Below are 1755 nucleotides of genomic sequence, written 5' to 3'. Positions count from 1 at the left end.
CCGGCTTCGCCTGCGCGTGCCGCCTCGACACCGGCATTCAGCGCCAGCAGGTTGGTCTGGAAGGCAATGTCGTCGATGACACTGATGATATTGGCAATCTTCTGCGACGACTGCTCGATCTCGGTCATTGCCGAGACCGCCTTGCGGACGATGTTGCCGGACTCTTCGGCGCCGTTGCGGGTTCGAGTGACCAGCGTGCCGGCTTCCTCGGCACGGCGCGCTGTGTCCTTGACGGTCGTCGTAATTTCTTCGAGCGCGGCTGCCGTTTCTTCGATGGAGGCAGCCTGCTGTTCAGTGCGGCGGGCAAGCCCGTCCGAGGCGGTGCGGATTTCTCCGGCGCCCGCGTCGATCGCATGAGCGTTGTCACCGACCTCCTGAAGAACAGCCCGCAACTTGGCCACGGAGGAATTGAAATCACTGCGCAGCCGGTCGAGGTGGTCGGCAAAAGGCGTCTCGATCGTCCGCGTGAGATCGCCTTCCGAGAGAGCGCCCAGCGCTTCGGCAAGCGCATCGACGGCATGTTGGATCTCGCTGGCTTCACGTGCCTTCGAGGCTTCGTTACGGGAACGCTCCTGCTGAGCCTGCTCGCGGGTGTGCTCGGCGCTCCGTTCGAGGTCGAGGCGTGCGAAAGAGTTGTCGCGGAAGATCGCTACGGCAGCCGCCATGTCGCCGATCTCATCCTTGCGCCCGGCGTAAGGGACGGCCGCGTCGAGATCCCCGTCCGCCAAACGGGCCATGCGGGTGGCGATCGTCGAGATCGGCTGAGAAATGCGCGTCCAGGCAAGGAAGGCCGCAGCAACGGCGACGGCAAGCGCGACGACGAGGCCACCGACGATGGACAAGATGCCTGCGTTATAGTTACCGGTCGCGGCAGCGAGAGCGGCATCGGTCGACTGCCGATCCTTTGCCAACATTCCGTCGACGAGCGTCTGAATGTTGTTGGCGGACATGGAAAGTTCGCCGCGATAGAGGCTGTTGGCCTGGCTGCGCTTGTTGTCGAGCGCCAGCGCAATGATCTTGTCGGCAAGCGCAGCGTCGTTGGTGAGCGCCTTCTGCAGCCGGCCGAAATTCTGGCTCATGTAATCGCTCTTCGGCTGCTTGTCGAAGGCGCCAATGGCAGTGGCAAGGCGCTGGCGGCGGGCCTTGAGTGTCGTCTCCGCGTTGCGGAAGTCCGTCTTACCTGTTGCAAGGAGGTAGTCGGCGTAGCTGCGACGAACGTCGTTCAGCGTCGTGACGATCGCGTGGAGCCGTTCGGTGTTCGGAATGTTCTGCGCCCCGATCTGCCGGGTGTTGGCCTCCAGATTGATCAACGAGAAGGCCGCGATCGCACCCTGCACCAGGGCAATGACGACAAGGGACAGAAAAAGAAGCGGAAGAAGCGTCTTGATCTTCAATTTGGACATAGAGCGGCCTCAGTGCGGCTGAACGATGTGCTTCAGTCAATCTCCTGTTGATCGCCTGGGGGAACACTCGTTTTAATGGTGTGGGTAGAACGGTACGGACAACGTCCATCCTGCATCATGCATTGCACGCCACTAAAGCCCAAGATCCGTAAGATTTGATTAAAAGTAATATTTTTTAATCACCGCTGGTCGCGCCCTCCAACGAGAACGCCCGCGACGAGCGCGAGCGTCCGGTCTTCGCAGGATTACATCAGGCCGCGCGACGGCTGTAGGATGATGCGCCGTGGGATGCTGCCTGCAGGTTGAACTGGGCAAGGAGTTGCATCAGCTTTGCTGCTTCCTGCGCCAGCCC

1 protein-coding gene is annotated in these 1755 nt (G+C 61.2%); it reads right to left on the bottom strand.

What is annotated here, in order from left to right; translation table 11 throughout:
* Window positions 1–1403 (bottom strand): methyl-accepting chemotaxis protein (locus tag RHIBUN_RS0132945; protein WP_025662884.1); only part of this gene is annotated, 1403 nt, incomplete at its 3' end.
* Window positions 1404–1755 lie beyond the last annotated feature (352 nt).

The sequence above is a fragment of the Rhizobium sp. IBUN genome, assembly GCF_000510625.1.
Taxonomy (GTDB): Bacteria; Pseudomonadota; Alphaproteobacteria; order Rhizobiales; family Rhizobiaceae; genus Rhizobium; species Rhizobium altiplani.
Note: the sequence above shows the minus strand (reverse complement) of the source record. Positions and strands in the feature narration are given on the sequence as shown.